At 67.1% G+C, this 15,484-nt stretch carries 13 protein-coding genes; 7 read left to right on the forward strand and 6 right to left on the reverse strand.

Translation table 11 applies throughout. The features are described 5' to 3' along the window. The first annotated feature begins 5 nt into the window (after window positions 1–5). The 4 genes from ACFPN5_RS13320 to ACFPN5_RS13335 all read left to right on the forward strand — a co-directional run bounded on the left by ACFPN5_RS13320 (window position 6) and on the right by ACFPN5_RS13335 (window position 4,887). Window positions 6–827, forward strand: a complete 822-nt coding sequence (locus tag ACFPN5_RS13320; RefSeq protein ID WP_379783989.1) for a DUF3306 domain-containing protein — start codon at window positions 6–8, stop codon at window positions 825–827. Next, window positions 824–2,497 (forward strand): 4Fe-4S binding protein, encoded by a 1,674-nt coding sequence (locus ACFPN5_RS13325; protein ID WP_379783991.1) that lies wholly within the window; start codon window positions 824–826, stop codon window positions 2,495–2,497. Before ACFPN5_RS13320 ends, ACFPN5_RS13325 begins: the two co-directional genes overlap by 4 nt. 142 nt (window positions 2,498–2,639) lie before the next feature. Continuing rightward, window positions 2,640–4,319, forward strand: a complete 1,680-nt coding sequence (locus ACFPN5_RS13330) for an AMP-binding protein (protein WP_379783993.1) — start codon at window positions 2,640–2,642, stop codon at window positions 4,317–4,319. Window positions 4,320–4,392: 73 nt separating this feature from the next. Continuing rightward, window positions 4,393–4,887 (forward strand): VOC family protein, encoded by a 495-nt coding sequence (locus ACFPN5_RS13335; RefSeq protein WP_379783995.1) that lies wholly within the window; start codon window positions 4,393–4,395, stop codon window positions 4,885–4,887. Window positions 4,888–4,891: 4 nt separating this feature from the next. Here ACFPN5_RS13335 and ACFPN5_RS13340 read toward each other — a convergent pair whose 3' ends face one another. Continuing rightward, window positions 4,892–5,593 carry a GNAT family N-acetyltransferase gene (locus ACFPN5_RS13340; RefSeq protein WP_379783997.1) on the reverse strand — a complete coding sequence of 234 codons (702 nt, stop codon included), beginning with the start codon at window positions 5,591–5,593 and terminating at the stop codon, window positions 4,892–4,894. Between the two features lie 111 nt (window positions 5,594–5,704). On the opposite strand from ACFPN5_RS13340, the gene ACFPN5_RS13345 reads away from it, so the two are divergent. Genes ACFPN5_RS13345 through ACFPN5_RS13355 form a run of 3 tightly spaced genes read left to right on the forward strand, consistent with a single transcriptional unit; the run spans window position 5,705 to window position 7,925 of the window. Next, window positions 5,705–6,193 carry an SET domain-containing protein gene (locus ACFPN5_RS13345; protein ID WP_379783999.1) on the forward strand — a complete coding sequence of 163 codons (489 nt, stop codon included), beginning with the start codon at window positions 5,705–5,707 and terminating at the stop codon, window positions 6,191–6,193. A gap of 17 nt (window positions 6,194–6,210) precedes the next feature. Next, window positions 6,211–7,407 (forward strand): nicotinate phosphoribosyltransferase, encoded by a 1,197-nt coding sequence (gene pncB / locus ACFPN5_RS13350; RefSeq protein ID WP_379784001.1) that lies wholly within the window; start codon window positions 6,211–6,213, stop codon window positions 7,405–7,407. Between the two features lie 38 nt (window positions 7,408–7,445). Further along, entirely contained in the window at window positions 7,446–7,925 is a 480-nt protein-coding gene (locus tag ACFPN5_RS13355; RefSeq protein WP_379784003.1) for a DUF4019 domain-containing protein, read from the forward strand. A 10-nt stretch (window positions 7,926–7,935) separates the two neighbouring features. Here the strand turns inward: ACFPN5_RS13355 and ACFPN5_RS13360 are convergent, their stop codons facing one another. From ACFPN5_RS13360 to ACFPN5_RS13380, 5 genes are all read right to left on the reverse strand, one after another. Next, a complete protein-coding gene (locus ACFPN5_RS13360) occupies window positions 7,936–9,018 on the reverse strand; it encodes an L-dopachrome tautomerase-related protein (protein WP_379784005.1) in 1,083 nt (360 codons plus the stop codon). A 31-nt stretch (window positions 9,019–9,049) separates the two neighbouring features. Continuing rightward, window positions 9,050–10,174 carry a DNA topoisomerase IB gene (locus ACFPN5_RS13365; RefSeq protein ID WP_379784007.1) on the reverse strand — a complete coding sequence of 375 codons (1,125 nt, stop codon included), beginning with the start codon at window positions 10,172–10,174 and terminating at the stop codon, window positions 9,050–9,052. Between the two features lie 93 nt (window positions 10,175–10,267). Beyond that, window positions 10,268–11,896: a Na+/H+ antiporter gene (locus tag ACFPN5_RS13370; RefSeq protein WP_379784009.1), complete on the reverse strand. Its 1,629-nt coding sequence runs from the start codon at window positions 11,894–11,896 to the stop codon at window positions 10,268–10,270. 77 nt (window positions 11,897–11,973) lie between these two features. Then, window positions 11,974–14,208, reverse strand: a complete 2,235-nt coding sequence (locus tag ACFPN5_RS13375) for a hybrid sensor histidine kinase/response regulator (RefSeq protein ID WP_379784011.1) — start codon at window positions 14,206–14,208, stop codon at window positions 11,974–11,976. Next, the gene (locus ACFPN5_RS13380; protein WP_379784013.1) at window positions 14,205–15,383 is read right to left on the reverse strand and encodes a pyridoxal phosphate-dependent aminotransferase; all 1,179 of its coding nucleotides are present in this window, start codon (window positions 15,381–15,383) and stop codon (window positions 14,205–14,207) included. The genes ACFPN5_RS13375 and ACFPN5_RS13380 overlap by 4 nt, the downstream gene beginning before the upstream one ends. Between the last annotated feature and the right edge of the window lie 101 nt (window positions 15,384–15,484).

The raw sequence follows: 15,484 nt of genomic DNA on the forward strand, positions 1-15,484 counted from the left end.
ACGCGATGCCCGAAGAAGGATTCCTGCGCCGCTGGGCGCGTGTCAAGGCGACCGGCGACGACGCAGTCGCGGAAGCCCCGCGCGCGCCGGCACCTGCACCTGCACCTGCAACCGCGCCTGCGCATGCACCGGCGCATGCATCGGCGCCTGCACCAGCCCCCGCGCGCTGGGCTAGGGCAGGGGAGGCTTGGGCAAGGGCGGGAGACCCCCTGCCGGTGGCACCCGCGGAGAGCGGCGATGCCGGTCCCGCCCCGGAGCCATCGGCCGCGGCTGGGCGGATATCACCCACGCTCGACGATGTCGCCCAGCTGACGCCGGACTCCGATTATTCGGTCTTCGTCGGCCAGGGCGTCGACAAATCCGTGCAGCGCCAGGCCCTGAAAAAACTGTTCGCCGACCCGCATTTCAACGTGATGGACCGGCTCGACATGTACATGGACGACTACAACATCCCGAGCCCGGTATCGGCCGAGATGCTGGCCTCGCTCGACCATGCACGCAGCGCCCTGCGCCGGTTTGTCGAGGACGAGCCGACCCAGGCTGCGGCTGCAGCCACGGCCCCGGGCGCAGAGCCGCCGGACCCGGCTGCCGCGCAAGCCACGACAGCGGCGGCGCCACAATCACCGGCGCCATCGCCGGCGCCCGACGCCGTCGAGCACGAAGCAGTACCCCATAACGAAGCCGCGCATGCCAGCGCCGCGCACGAGGATCAGCTGCCGGGGGAGTCCCCTGGTGTGCTGCCATCGGGCGCGCCCACGCATGAGGTCGAGCACAAGCGCGGCCTATTCCATCGTCCAAACCAGCAATTGCCTCAAGGCCAAGTATGAACATCCGATTTCTAGAAGGACAGGCCGGCGACCCGCTGCAGGAACGCCGCAATGCCCTCGCCAAGACCGCTGCCATCCTGGCGGCTGACGCCATTGCCCCGGCCGAGCCGGGCGCCTCGGTCAGCTACCGCTCCGGCGGACGCACCCTGGTCGTCGGCAGCTCGGCCCAGGCGCTGCCCTGGGCCGACCACCTGGCGAGCGCGCTGCCCGTCACGCTGCTGTTGCTGGACAATGTCGACGTCGGCGAACGCCCCTACCCGGTGTTCGTGGCGCGCGCCGTCGCCGTCGCCGGCTGGCTGGGTTCTTTCGAGGCGCGCTGGCAGGCACCCGGCCAGCCGGCGGGCCAGGGCAAGTTCGACCTCGTGCTGGATCTCTGCCCGAGCCCGCTGATCGCCAGCCACCAGCCTCCGCATGGCTACTATGCCCCTGGCTTCGAGGACGCCGCGCGGCGCGCGGCGGCCGCCGAACTGATGGAGATGGTCGGCGACTTCGACAAGCCGAAATATTTCGCCTACAAGGAGCGCCTCTGCGCCCACAGCCGCAACGGCCTGGCCGGCTGCACGGCCTGCATCGAGATCTGCTCGGCCAAGGCGATTTCCAGCGCCGGCGACCGCATCAAGGTCAACCCCTACCTGTGCGCCGGCTGCGGCGCCTGCACCACCGTCTGCCCGTCGGGTGCGCTCGGCTACGCCTATCCGTCGGCGGAGCACACGGGCAGCCGCATCAAGGCGGCACTGCGCGCCTACCGGGAAGCGGGCGGCGAAGACCCGGTGCTGCTGCTGCACAGCGAAGGCGGCGCGCCGCTGATCGAAGCCGTGGGGATGGATGCCGCCACCGGCGTGCCCGGACGCGTGATTCCGATGGCGCTGCACCACACCGCCTCGACCGGCATCGACGTCTGGCTGTCGGCCCTCGCTTACGGCGCGGCCGGCATCACCGTGCTCATGACGGAGGCCGAAGCCCCGCAGTACGCCGCCGCGCTCGACACCCAGATGCGCATTGCCGAAACCGTGCTGGAGGGCCTGGGCTACACCGGCCCCCATTTCCAGCTGCTGCGCGTGAGCGGTCCGCAGGAACTGGCCGTGGCCCTGCAGCACGCGCCGCGCGGCGAGGCGCCCGGCGAGATGGCGACCTTCAACCTGGCGGCGGAAAAGCGCAACACGCTCGACTACGCACTCGACCACCTGTTCCGGCATGCGCCGCAGCCGGCCCAGGAAGTGCCGCTGCCGAAGGGCAGCCCGTTCGGGGCGATTGCCGTCAACAAGCAAACCTGCAGCCTGTGCATGGCCTGTGTCGGCGCCTGCCCATCCTCGGCCATCATGGACACGCCGAACATGCCGCAGCTGCGCTTCGTCGAGCAGAACTGCGTCCAGTGCGGCCTGTGCGCCAATACCTGCCCGGAGAACGCGATCACGCTGGTGCCGCGCATGGCGTTCGGCGACACCCGCAAGCAGACCGTGGTGCTGAACGAGTCGCAGCCTTTCCACTGCATCCGCTGCAACAAAGCCTTCGGCACCGTGCACATGATCGAGAACATGCTGGGGCGCCTGTCAGGCCACAGCGCCTTCGCCGGCAACCTCGACCGCCTGCGCATGTGCGGCGACTGCCGCGTGATCGACATGATGCAGCCGGAAGGCGAATTCTCGGTGCCGCTGCGCCGCCCGAGCTGAAGGCGACATCGGGCAGCCTCAGGCGGAAGTGGAGCACGCGTTTGCAGAGCGCCCACATGCCCTGCAAACCCATGGCAAAATGTGCGCAAACAGACAAGGGCCGGCGCCCGCCGGCGGTCCATCACAGCGTACAGGAGACACCATGACCCCTTACCAGCGTTTCGTCCAGGCGCGCGACTTCCTGCAACAGCACCGCCTCGATTACGACACGGCCTACCGCGATTACCAGGCGCCCCAGCTCGACGCCTTTAACTGGGGCATTGATTTCTTCGACCAGGAAGCGAAGGACAACCACACGCCGGCGCTGTGGGTCGTGGAAGAGGACGGCCGCGAGCAGAAGATCTCGTTTGCCGACATGGCGGCGCGATCGAACCAGGTCGCGCAATACCTGCAGCAATGCGGCGTCGAGCGCGGCGACCGCGTGCTGTTGATGCTGCCGAACCGCGTCGAGCTGTGGGAAATCATGCTGGCCGGGATCAAGCTGGGCGCGGTGCTGGTGCCGACGACGATGCTGGTGTCGACCGCCGACCTGCAGGACCGGATGGACCGGGGCAGGGTGCGCCACGTGATCGCCCAGATCTCGGAAGCGCACAAGTTCGAAGGCTTGACGGGCAACTTCACGCGCATCGCCGTTGGCGGCAAGCAGGACGGCTGGCATGATTTCGACGATTGCCGCCGCGTGCTCTCCGTCTTCACCCCGAAGGGCGAAACGCGCGCGACCGATCCGCTGCTGCTGTACTTTACCTCGGGCACGACCGCCAAGCCGAAGCTGGTGCTGCACAGCCAGCAGAGTTATCCGGTCGGGCACCTGTCGACCATGTACTGGATCGGCCTGCAGCGCGGCGACGTGCACTGGAACATCAGCTCGCCGGGATGGGCCAAGCATGCCTGGAGCTGCTTCTTCGCTCCATGGAATGCGGGCGCCACCATATTCGTCTACAACTACGAACGCTTCAGCGCCAAGGCGGCCCTGGAAACCGTGCAGCGCTGCGGCGTGACCTCGCTGTGCGCGCCGCCGACCGTCTGGCGCATGCTGATCAAGGAAGACCTGACGCAGTGGAAGCCGCCGCTGCGCGAGCTGGTCGGCGCCGGGGAGCCGCTCAACCCGGAAGTGATCGAACAGGTCGAGCGCGCCTGGGGCATCCGCATCCGCGACGGCTTCGGCCAGTCCGAGACGACCGCGCAAATCGGCAATCCGCCCGGCCAGCCGCTCAAACCCGGCTCGATGGGGCGCCCGCTGCCGGGCTACAGCATTGCCCTGCTCGACGTCGACGACCAGCCTGCGCAAGAGGGCGAGATTTCGGTGCGCCTGCAGCCGCCTCCGCTCGGCCTGATGATGTGCTACGAGGGTGACGAGGAGAAAACGGCGGAGGTCATGCGCGCCGGCCACTACCACACCGGCGACACGGCCTTCATCGACGAAGACGGCTATTACTTCTACGTCGGCCGCAACGACGACGTGTTCAAGTCCTCCGATTACCGCATCAGCCCGTTCGAGCTGGAAAGCGTGCTGGTCGAGCACGAGATGGTGCTGGAAGCGGCGATCGTGCCGAGCCCGGACGCACTGCGCCTGTCGGTGCCGAAGGCCTTCATCACGCTGCGCCAGGGTGTCGAGCCCAGCCGCGAGCTGGCGCGCGAGCTGTTCGCCTTTGCGCGCGAGCGCCTGGCTCCCTACAAGCGCATCCGCCGCATCGAATTTCGCGAGCTGCCGAAAACCATCTCCGGCAAGATCCGCCGGGTGGAGCTGCGCAAGCAGGAGGCGACGCGTGACACCGTGCCGTCGACGGGTATCGAGTTCCGCGAAGATGATCTTGGCAGCTGAGTGTCAACTGAGCAGCAACTGAACACGGCGGATGCGGTCAAATCACACGTATCCACCGTTGAAGGAGGCGAAGGTGCAGACCCTGTCGAGAATCACCCCCTGCCTGTGGTTCGACCAGCAGGCCCAGGAAGCGGCGACGGATTACGTGGGCATCTTCCCGAATTCGCGCATCCGGGCCATCTCGCACTATGGCGAGGCCGGCCGTGAGGTCCACGGCATGGCGGCGGGCATGGTCTTGACGGTCACCTTCGAGCTCGACGGCCAGCCCTTCACCGCCCTCAACGGCGGCCCGGCCTTCAGCTTCAACGAAGCGGTGTCCTTCCAGGTCATGTGCGACACCCAGGAGGAAATCGACTTCTTCTGGGACCGGCTGGGGGCGGGCGGTGATGAGATGGCCCGCCAGTGCGGCTGGCTGAAGGACCGCTATGGCGTGTCCTGGCAGATCGTCCCGCGCCAGCTCCAGGCCCTCTTGACCGGGCGCGATACGGCGCGGACCGACCGCGTCATGGAAGCGCTGCTCAAGATGAAAAAACTCGATATCGACGCGCTGGTGCACGCGGCCGGGTAAGGGGTTACGCGCAATGGCGCGCACCGGCCGCTTGGTGGAGGAACTCCGCGCGCAACAGCCCATAAACGAGCTGGTCGATAAACACGCCGTTCAGGCGTTCGGCCTGGCGCAGCATGCCTTCGCGGGTAAAGCCCAGGCGCTCCGCGACACGTATGCTGCGCTCGTTCGTAGATGCACAGCGCAACTCCATCCTGTTCAGTTGCAGGGACCCGAAACAATACGCCAGCACTGCGCGCACGGCGCAGGAGGCAATGCCCTTGCCCGCACATTCGCTGCCGATGAAATAACCGATCTCCGCCTTCCGGTCGTCGGGGTCGATGTTCTTGACCCGTATTGCCCCCCACAGCGCGCCACCGGAAAACAGGTGCCATTCGAGAACCTCACCCTTGTCGGCGCCGGCAACGGCGGCCTCGAGATGGGCGCGCGCCGCTTCGGGCGCCGACAGGCTCGCCACCAAAGGCAGATAGCGCCCCAGGTGATCGAGGTTCCGTTCCACCAGCGCGGCGAGCTTGGCCGCATGTTCGACTGCCACGGGAATGATGGAGATGCCGGAACCGGAGTCGAGTGCGATTGCTTTCACAGCCATCCTTAACATGGTGAGACGAGCGTATCCAGAAACGTCTATCGTTACACGGCATTGCCACGCCTGCAAGTAATCAACAAGATCGGCCTGGCCCGGTGCACCGGCATCTGCCAGATTGTGCAACTGCCGTAACGGACAATGCATGTGCGGCACGAAGCGCGAAAAGGTGCAACAATAACAAGAGTTCGGCCGTATCGCCTTTCGTCCGCCTTTTGTTTTCCCTACGCTCCCTACATGCCCAGCAAACCCGCAGCCAAGGCCGATCTGGCCTACGAAGTCAAGAAGTCCTCGATCCACGGCAACGGCGTCTTCGCCCGGCGCTTCATCGATGCCGGCGAGCGCATCATCGAATACCGCGGCGAGCGCATCAGTTGGGACGAGGCGACCCAGCGCGCGCTCGATGCCGGCGGGCCGATCAACCACACCTTCTACTTCAGCCTGCACGATGGCCGCGTGATCGACGGCGGCCGGCGCGGCAACGAGGCGCGCTGGATCAACCACGCCTGCTCGCCCAATTGCGAAGCCTATGAGGAGGAGGGCCGCGTCTACATCCATGCCCTGCATCCGATCGAGGCTGGCCAGGAACTGAACTACAACTACGCGCTCATCTACGACGAACGCCACACGCCGGCGCTCAAGAAACTGTTCTCCTGCCGCTGCGGCACGCCCGGTTGCACCGGCACCATGCTGGCGCCGAAAAAGCGCCAGCGCAAAAAAGCATGAGGTCACTAGGAAAACGCATGAAGCCCATCGTCCGCAGCCTGCTGGAAACCGACCTCTACAAGTTCACGATGTGGCAGGCGCTGCTGCACCGCCATCCGAACGCCCATGGCGAGTATGAATTTCGCTGCCGTAACGAGCCCGACTATCCGCTGGCCGAGCTGAAGGAAGAAGTCGAACGCGAACTCGACCACCTGTGCGAGATGCTGTTTACGGACGAGGAAATCGACTACCTGCGCAGCCTGCGCTTCATCAAAAGCGACTTCGCGGACTTCCTGACGGTGTTCCGCTTCCAGCGCAAGTTCATCACGGTCGAGACCGACGGCCCGCACCTGCGCATCCGCGCCTGCGGGCCGATCGTGCACGTGATGGGTTTCGAGATCTATGTGCTTTACATCGTCAACGAACTGTATTTCCGCCGTTTCGACCAGCAAAAGGCGATCGAAGTAGCACGGGAGCGCCTGGCCCTCAAGATCGAGCAGTTCCGCGAATTCGACCGGGAACCGAAGCGCGCCAACCCCTTCGAATTCTTCGACTTCGGCGTGCGTCGCCGCTTCTCGGGCGAGTGGCAGGATGAGGTCGTCTCGACGCTGGCGCGCGAACTGCCCCAGTTCTTCAAGGGCACGTCGAACGTGCACCTGGCGCGCAAGTACAACCTGGTGCCGATCGGGACCATGGCGCACGAGTACATGCAGGCCTTCCAGGCCTTTGGCGTGCGCCTGCGCGATTTTCAGAAGGCGGCGCTCGAGGACTGGGTGCAGGAATACCGCGGCGACCTCGGCACGGCGCTGACCGATGTGGTCGGCATGGATGCCTTCCTGGCCGACTTCGACCTGTATTTCGCCAAGCTCTTCGACGGCCTGCGCCATGATTCGGGCGATCCCTTCGCCTGGGGCGAAAAGGCGCTGGCGCATTATGCGAAGCTGCGCATCGACGCGCGCACCAAGCGCCTCGTGTTTTCCGACTCGCTGACGGTGCCGAAAGCCCTGAACCTGTATCGCCACTTCGCCGACCGCACCATGACGGGCTTCGGCATCGGCACCCAGCTCACCAACGACACGCCCTACAAGGCGCTGAACATCGTCATGAAGCTGGTGCAGTGCAACGGCCAGCCGGTCGCCAAGCTGTCCGACACGGCCGGCAAGTCGATGAGCAACGACGAGACCTTCCTCGCTTACCTGCGGCAGGTGTTCAACCACGCCGAGCCGACCGCTTGACACCTTCTCATTAACAGCGTCTTCCAAAGGAGAAATCTGTGAAAGCTTTTGCCGCCCTCGTCGCCGCCGCAGCCGCCTTCGCCGTTTCCGCTGCACATGCGCAGTCCAGCACGCCTGCGGCCGCACCCGTCGCTGCATCTGCCGCAGCCTCGCCAAAGGCCGATGCCAACGCCGACACGGCGGCCGCCGTCGATGCCGCCAACCGCTGGCTGGCGCTGATGGATGCCGGCCAGGCGGTCGAGGCCTGGGATCAGGCCGCGCCGATCCTGCAGTCTGCCGTCACGCGCACTGCCTGGATGGACGTCGGTAAGTCGGTGCGCGCTCCGCTCGGTGCCGTCAAGTCGCGCCGCCTGGCGTCGAGCGTCTTCACACGCACGCTTCCAGGTGCGCCGGAAGGCGAATACGTGGTGGTCCGGTACACGACCGATTTCACCAGCCGCGCCGGCATCACCGAGACCGTGGTCCCGATGCGCCAGCCCGACGGCAGCTGGAAGGTGACGACCTACCGCTTCCGCTAAGCCGTTTCCTCTACATCGGGCACAGCTTCCACAGTTCGGTTGGCAGCGCTGCCGGGGCGTCGGGCTTGAAGAAGCTCGCGTCCTGGATGTGCGAGGTCGTTACATACACCGTCCCGTCCGGCCCCTGGCTGAAGGTGTCCGGCCAGCGCAGGCGCGCGTCCTGCACCAGGGTGCGCACGGGTGCGTCCGGGCCGGCGTCCAAGTCGCGCATCTTGATGGCGTCGTCCTGCACGCTGGTCAGCAGCATGCGCTTGGTGCCGCGCAGGATCAGCAAGCCGTCGTTCACGTCATTCAAGCCGAACGGCTCGACGCTGCCGGACACATCCTCGCCACGCATCCCTGCGTCCACCAGCACGCTGGTGGCGATCCGATACAGCGTGTCGCCCTTGATCGCCTGCCAGTACAGCCAGGCGCCGTCGCCTGACAACTCGATGCCGTCCGCCGAGAACTCCACGCCGCGCCCGTCGGGCCGGCGCAGCACCTCGCCGTCGGCCTGCACGTCGAGCCCCTTTTTCATTTGTGTCGATGGGTCGCCGTCGAGCACGCGCGCCGCCTTGCCGCTGGCAACCTCGACGACGACGATCGCTCCTTGCACACCCGAGTCGGTGAAATAGGCAAACCTGCCGTCCGGGGAAAAGCGCACGTCGTTCAGGTAGGAACCCTGCGGCGCCGTGTCCTCGTCGAAGGCGATGGTGTGCGCAACCTTGTTCGAGGCCAGCTCGATCCGCACCAGCTTCGGCCCGCCGGCGACGACATGGCTCTGGGCCGGCGCGGCCGGGTCGAGCACCCACAGGCTGCCGCGGCCATCGGCCACGACGCTCTGCACGCAGACCCAGTGGTCGTTCGGCGTCACCTCGTCCTTTTTGGCATTGCGCCACGCGTTCCATTCCTCGTCAGGATAGGGCTTGAGCTCGCCGCCGGGTAGCAGTTCGGCCACCGACACCGCCGTGTCCTCGGTCCAGCGCGGGAAATTCACGAAGATCCGGTTATCCTCCGACACGGTGACCCCGGTCACCTGGTGGTCGAAGCGGGCCACCAGCTCGACCGTGGTGCGGCCTTCCTGCAAATCCGTTTTGACCTCAACGTCGCTCATCTGTTTTTCCTTTTTGTTGGTTGGGGCAGCCTCAGGCCGCCTTGCGTGCACCTTTCGCGGGCGCCTCCGCGTCGCGCGCCAGGCGCTGCTGGAGCATGGCCAGCACGGCCGCTTCCTCGGGCTGCAGCGTGTGCAGGTCTTCAGTCAGTTCCTGTTCGGTGCGCTCGCGCAGGGCCTCGATCATGGCGCCGTCCATGTAGGCGTCCAGCACCGCCGGGTGCACGTAGCACTTGCGGCAGACCGAGGGCGTGTTGCCGAGTTTCTCGGCCACCGATTCGATGGCGCGCACGACGTTTTTCTTGGCCTGGGTCTCGGAATCGAACTTCTCGAATTCCTGCAGGGCGAGGGCGGCCAGCACCGTGCCCGACCAGGTGCGGAAATCCTTGGCCGTGTAGTCTTCGCCGGTAATGCTGCGCAGGTAGTCGTTGACGTCGCTCGAATCGACGCTGTGGGTGTCGCCGTCCTCGTCGATGTACTGGAACAACTCCTGTCCCGGCAGGTCGCGCGTGTTGCGGATGATGCGCGCCAGGCGGCGGTCCTGCACGTGGATCTTGTGGTACACGCCGCTCTTGCCGCGAAAGCGGAATTCGACGTCGCTGCCGTCCACCTTCACGTGGCGGTTGCGTAATGTCGTCAAGCCGAACGACTTGTTGGTGCGCGCATATTCCTCGTTACCGACCCGCATCATGGTCGCCTCGAGCAGGTAGACGATGGTGGCCAGCACCTTTTCGCGGGGCAGGCCGGGCAGCTTCAGGCCACGGTCGACCTCGGCGCGGATCATCGGCAGCGCATGGCCGAAGTTGATCATGCGCTCGTACTTGGCATCGTCGCGCACGCTGCGCCATTTCGGGTGGTAGCGGTATTGCTTGCGCCCGCGCGCGTCGCGCCCGGTGGCCTGCAGGTGGCCGTTCGCCTGGGGGCAAATCCACACATCGGTCCAGGCCGGCGGGATGACGAGCGACTTGATGCGCTTGAGCGTGGCTTCGTCGTCGACCGGTTCGCCCTTCGGGGAATAGTAGCGAAAGCCGTCGCCCTCGCGCTCGCGCCGGATGCCCGGCCGGTCGTCCTGCACATAGCGCAGGCCGGCCGCCTTCGCGGCGGTGGGTGGATCGCTGAGCGGCGCCTGGTCGCCGGTGGAGCAGTCGTCAAGGGTCATGGTGGTGGCATCCAAGAGTGGAACATGCCCGGCCGATGTTACGCCACCCAGGCAGGCGCACCGTTCGGGAGCGCACGCAGCGTCAGAGCGCTCTCAGCGGTAGCGCGCCTCGACCAGGTCGATCTCGCGCAGCAGCTTGCGCGCCGTCTCGTCCGACAGCGAGCGCGCGCGCACCAGCGCCAGGATCGTGCGCCGCTCGGCCTGCAGCGCGGCCAGCCGGTATTCGCGCTCGGCTTCCTCGGCCACGCGGGTGCGGGCCGGATCGTAGGTGCCGCCGACGCCCAGCCGGTGCTCGTAGATGCCGCGCACGTGGTCGATCGCGCCGGCATGGACATCGGCGTCCACTTCCTTGTCGAGGTGCCCCTGGCCGGCCTTTTCGATGGCGGCGATCGCGGCCATGACGGCGTCGTGGCGGGCCCGGTCTTCCTCGGCTTCCTCGAGCGATTCTTCCGGCACCTCGAGGCCGCGCAGCACGCGCGGCAGGCCGATGCTGGCCACCAGCAGCGATACGATGATCACCGTGCTGGCAAAGAAGATGGCGAGGTCGCGCCCGGGGAAGGGCGCGCCGCCGGGCAGGGTCAGGGGCAGGGTCAGCACGCCCGCCATCGTGATCGCGCCGCGCACCCCGGCCAGCGAGGTGGCCAGCACGAGACGGAAGTTGGGCGTGTACACCTGGCGCCCGTGGCGCCGCGCCTTGAGCAGGGTCAGACGCAAGGACACCCAGACCCACACCAGGCGCAGCAGGATCAGGGCAAGGCTGATCGTGAGCGCCGTGCCCAGCAGCGACAGCGGCGTCATGCGCGCATCCGGCCCGGCCTCGCGCAGCGCGCGCTCGGCAATGTCGGGCAGCTGCTCGCCCAGCAGCACGAACATCACGCCGTTGAGGGCGAACTGCACCGTGTCCCAGACCACGGCGCGCCGCACGCGGGTGGTGGCCGAGGCGCGGCCGGACAGCTCGACATAGCTCATCGTGACGCCGGCGGCGACCGCGGCCAGGATGCCGGAGGCCTCGAGATGCTCGGCCGCGAGGTAGGCGCCGAAGGGAATCAGCAGGTTGACCAGGATCGGCGAGCCGGGCTCCTCCCCGAAGCGCGTATTCATGACGCGCTGGGCGAACGACACCGCCACCGTGATCGCCACCCCGCAACCGATACCCGCCAGCGCCATCCAGAGGAAGGTGAGCGAGGCGCTGGCCAGCGAAAAGGCGCCGGTCACGGCGGCGGCCACGGCGAAGCGGAAGCACACCAGGCCGGTGGCGTCGTTGAGCAGGGATTCCCCCTCGAGGATGTGCATCAGGCGGCGCGGCACCGGCACCCGCGCGGTGATCGAGGACACCGCCACCGGGTCGGTCGGGGCGACGATCGCGGCCAGCGCAAAGGCCACCGCCAGCGGCATGCTGGGGACCAGCCAGTGGATCAGGAAGCCGGCGCCGACGACGGTGAAGACGACCAGGCCGAGGGCCAGTTCGAGGATGGCGCCCTTGTCGCGAAACAGCCCGACCTTCGGGATGCGCCAGCCGTCGAGGAACAGCAGCGGCGGCAGGAACAGCAGGAAGAAGATTTCAGGGTCGAGCGCGACGCCGTGGCCGAATACGCCGGCAATCGTCGCGCCGAGCGCGATCTGCACCAGCGGCAGCGGCACGCCGAAGGGCAGCATGCGCACCAGGTAGCCGCTCCCGATCACCGCCAGCAGCATCGCCAGCACCAGGCCTACCGAATCCATGTCCTCTCCTGCAGGTTTACACTAAGGGTAGAGCCAGGATGATACGGGAGGGCGGGAGTGCGTGGCGGACAAGGCGGCTACCGCGGATGCTTCTCCGCCGCCGCCTCGGCCAGCAACTCCGACAGCTCCACCGTATTGACCGGCTTGACGATGTACTGGTCGAAGCCCGCCGCCATGGCCGCGTCGCGGTCCTGCTGGCGGCCGTAGCCGGTGGTGGCGATCAGCATGGCGTTCGTTGCCTGGGGCAGGCGGCGCAGGCGGCGCGCCAGTTCGTTACCGTCGAAGTCAGGCAGGCCGATGTCGAGCAGGCAGACGTCCGGCACGAAGACGCGCGCCACGTCGACCGCGACGGCACCGTTGTAAGCGATCTCCACTGTGTGGCCGGCGGCGCGCAGGAACAGCTGGAGCGTGTGCACCGCGTCCAGGTTGTCGTCCACCAGCAGCACCTTCAGGGGGTGCGCCGCCGCTTGCGCGTGGACGCCCGCCTGCGCCGTCGTCACCAGCACTTCCTGGGTATGGCGCGGCAGGCGTACCGTGAAGGTGCTGCCCTTGCCGGGGCCCGCGCTGGCGGCCTGCACGGTGCCGCCGTGCAGTTCGACCAGGCTCTTGGCCAGCGCCAGGCCCAGGCCGAGACCGCCCTGCGAGCGGTCCGGCGTGCGCTCGGCCTGGGTGAACAGGTCGAACACACGCGCCACCAGTTGCGGCTCCATGCCGATGCCGTCGTCGGCCACGGTCATCACATAGTCCGGCCCGTCCTGGCTGAGTTTCAGTTCGATGCGCCCGCCCTCGGGCGTGTACTTGGTGGCGTTGTTGAGCAGGTTGGCGACCACCTGCACAAGGCGCTTGTGGTCGCCCTTGACCGGCGCCGGGTCGGGCAGCAGGTCAAGCACGACGCTGTGGCGGCGGGTCGTGATCAGCGGGCGGATCTGCTCGGCCGCGTCGTCGATCACCTGGCGCAGGTCGAGCACCTGGGTCGAGATCGAGACCAGGCCGCGGGTGACGCGCGAAACGTCGAGCAGGTCGTCCACCAGGCCGGTCATGTGCTCGACCTGGCGCGCGATGATGGCGCAGGTCTGGGTGATCTGCGCATTGTCCGAGTGCAGCAGCTTGAGCAGGTGCGCGCCGGTGCTGATCGGCGCCAGCGGATTGCGCAGCTCGTGCGCGAGCATGGCCAGGAATTCGTCCTTGCGCTGGTCCGCGGCGCGCAGTTCGCGCTCGGCCTGGCCGCGCGCCGCTTCCTTCTTCTGCAGCGCCGCGGCCATCTCGTCGAGCGCCTCGGCCAGCTGGCCGATCTCCTCGCGCTCGTAGGGGATGCCCGAGCGCGCGTCGAGGTTGCCGGCGGCGATGCTGCGCGCGGTGTCCATAAGCTTGCGCACGCGCTGCACGATCAGCACGTCGCCCGCCAGCCAGGCCGCCAGCAGCGCCAGCATGGTGGTCGCGGCCAGGCCGATCAGCGACATCAGCTGGGCGCGGCGCGCCCCTGCCGTGACGGTTTCGACGGGAATGCCGATCGTGATCGTGTAGTCCGACAGCGAGGGGGCGCCCACGCGCGAAAAGGTATGCAGGCGCTCGACGCCGTCGAATTCGCTCAGGACAAGCGCCTTGCTGCCGGCGCTGCGCATGGCTTCGCGCAGCGTGCTCGAGACCTTGGTGCCGAACCAGCGCTCCGGGTCGGGCCGGCGCGAGATGATGGTGCCGTTCGCATCGCTCGTGACAAGCACCGAACCGGGCGGCAGGTTGATGTCGGCCACGAAGGTGTCGAGCGCCGCCAGGTCCATCGCCGCGAAGACGACGGCGACGACGCGGCCCGCGCGGTCGATCACCGGATAGGTGAGGTTGATGGTGTGGCGCCGGATGACGCGTCCGAACACGTAGTCGCCGGCGATGAAGCGGCGCTCGAGGATGGCGCGCTTGAAGTGGGTGCGGTCGCCCAGGTTCACCGGATGCAGCATCGGCACCGCGCTGCAGCTGACGTCGCCGTTCATCTGGATCAGCCCGAAGTTGGCGTAGCCCTCGTTGCGGTCGAGGACATCGGCCAGCAGCGCATTGCAGCGCGGCGTCTCGCCCAGCAGGTCGGGCACGCTGGCCAGGTCGACCAGGATCTGGCGCGCGCGCTCGACCGATTGCGCCTCGTTGGCCGCGGCCAGGTTGGTCAGGCGCCGCAGGTTGTCCTCGGAGGCCTCGATTGCCTGCTCGCGCTCGCGGATGCCGCCCAGGATCGTCATCAGGGCCAGCGGCAGGATCGCCAGTGCAACGAGCAGCATCAGGCGGCTGCGCAGGCTGCCGCTCCTGAAGAGTTGGCTGGCAATCATCGGTCCGCCACAGGGTCGGCTGCCAGGTCGGCCGCAATGCGATCGCCAAAGGCCACCAGCCGCCGCACGCCTTCCATCAGGGTGTAGACGTCGTCGCAAATGTAGCCGATGCGGATGAAGCCGGGCATGCCGAGCGCGTCGCCCGGCATGATGGCCACGCCTTCCTCGGCCAGCAGGGCTTCGGCGAAAGCTTCCGTATCGTGGGTGAGGGCGCGCACGTCGCCCCACAGGTAGGGCCCGGAATCCGGGCAATGCATGCGCATCCAGGGCAGCTCGCGCACATGGTGCAGCACCTGGTCGCGCCGGTCGCGGTATTCGTCGATCATGTGCTGCTGCACGCCGCAGTCGAAAGCGGCGACGGTCGCGACCTGGGCCAGGTGCGAGGTGGCCGCCGTGATCGGTCCCTGCAGCGTCTGCATTGCGCTGGCGATCTCTGGCGGAGCCAGCGCAAAGCCGAGGCGCCAGCCCATCATGGCATAGCTTTGCGAGGCCGAGAACAGCGTCACCACGCCGATCGCGCGCCAGTCGCACTGGGAGGCGAAGCTGGTGTGGACCGGGCCGAAGCTGAGGTGTTCGTAGCTTTCGTCGACGATCACCTGGGCGCCGATGGCCTCGACCCAGTCGGCCAGGTGCCCCAGCTCGTCCCGGTCGAACACCTTGCCGGTCGGGTTGTGCGGGTTGTTGATGATGACCAGGTCGGCCCGTGGACAGGCCGCCAGCGTCTCGGGCGTGATGTTCGCCGGCAGGTCGACCAGCAGCGGGCGCAGTCCGAGCAGCTGGCAGGTGGTGACATAGGCCGGCCAGTGCGGCCTGAAGATCAGGACGGTGTCGCCCGGATCGGTCATCGCGTACAGCGCCTCGTACAGCGCCTGCTTGGCGCCATTCGTGACGATGATTTCATTGGCCTCGGCCGGGATGCCGTTCTCGCGGCCGAGCTTGGCGCACAAGCTGCGGCGCACGTCGAGCGCGCCCGCGACACCCGTGTACGGCATGGTGCGCTCGTCCTGCACGGCGCGGGTTACGGCGTCGAGCACCGGGGACGGGGGAGAGAAGTGCGAGATCGCAATCGAGAAATCGATGATGCCCATGCCTTCGTTGCGGAAGGCTTCGACACGGCCATGCATGGCGGTTGTGGCGAGGGGGCGGGATGCGGCAATCCGGTGCGAGATCTTCATCTTATTGTGTACTGTAGGTAAATGGGCCCAACTGTGTCTCGCGTGGCTTCTCCATGCCACAAACGTTTCTTGATTGTACTAAATATTTGCTCAGGGGCGAG

Origin of the sequence: Massilia niabensis (genome assembly GCF_042655085.1) — a bacterium.
Classification (GTDB): domain Bacteria; phylum Pseudomonadota; class Gammaproteobacteria; order Burkholderiales; family Burkholderiaceae_D; genus Telluria; species Telluria niabensis.

Coding starts and splice junctions, on each gene's coding strand:
- ACFPN5_RS13365 (WP_379784007.1), bottom strand. CDS start 10,174: ATGACCCTTGACGACTGCTCCACCGGCGACCAGGCGCCGCTCAGCGAT.
- ACFPN5_RS13380 (WP_379784013.1), bottom strand. CDS start 15,383: ATGAAGATCTCGCACCGGATTGCCGCATCCCGCCCCCTCGCCACAACC.
- ACFPN5_RS13345 (WP_379783999.1), top strand. CDS start 5,705: ATGCCCAGCAAACCCGCAGCCAAGGCCGATCTGGCCTACGAAGTCAAG.
- pncB (WP_379784001.1), top strand. CDS start 6,211: ATGAAGCCCATCGTCCGCAGCCTGCTGGAAACCGACCTCTACAAGTTC.
- ACFPN5_RS13325 (WP_379783991.1), top strand. CDS start 824: ATGAACATCCGATTTCTAGAAGGACAGGCCGGCGACCCGCTGCAGGAA.
- ACFPN5_RS13375 (WP_379784011.1), bottom strand. CDS start 14,208: ATGATTGCCAGCCAACTCTTCAGGAGCGGCAGCCTGCGCAGCCGCCTG.
- ACFPN5_RS13320 (WP_379783989.1), top strand. CDS start 6: ATGCCCGAAGAAGGATTCCTGCGCCGCTGGGCGCGTGTCAAGGCGACC.
- ACFPN5_RS13330 (WP_379783993.1), top strand. CDS start 2,640: ATGACCCCTTACCAGCGTTTCGTCCAGGCGCGCGACTTCCTGCAACAG.
- ACFPN5_RS13360 (WP_379784005.1), bottom strand. CDS start 9,018: ATGAGCGACGTTGAGGTCAAAACGGATTTGCAGGAAGGCCGCACCACG.
- ACFPN5_RS13370 (WP_379784009.1), bottom strand. CDS start 11,896: ATGGATTCGGTAGGCCTGGTGCTGGCGATGCTGCTGGCGGTGATCGGG.